General features: G+C 58.5%; 1 protein-coding gene. It reads left to right on the top strand.

The window, feature by feature from the left end; translation table 11 throughout:
• Positions 1-316, top strand: a 316-nt coding sequence (locus tag AC1RPT_RS07905) for a hypothetical protein (RefSeq protein WP_481763004.1), incomplete at both ends; no start/stop codon positions are given.

Here is a 316-nt window from a genome sequence, read left to right as displayed (position 1 = left end):
CGAACGACCCGCTCACGTGGTTCCAGTTTGCGGTGGACGCGTTTGAAGAAGACGAGCAATACGTGGATGGTGTGTACTGGTCGCACTTTCTGGATACCGGGTTCAGCGCGTTTAGGCCGTTCGCCCGTTACTTCCGCGCGATTTGTGCAGCGGTCCTGAAGAACCTTCCTGCGGTCTACCTCGAATACTCGGTGCGCACCGTTAGTGAAATGCTGCCTTGGCTGATCATGGTCACGGAATATGGGCCACGCATGGCCGAACTGCGTGCGGCCGATAACCAGCTGCGGATGACGGCGATGACGCAGGGAGAAGACCC

It is taken from the genome of Dellaglioa sp. CoH-56-MRSF-11 (genome assembly GCF_056782135.1).
The sequence above is the reverse complement of the archived record's forward strand: the minus strand, read 5'-3'. Positions and strand labels throughout refer to the sequence as shown.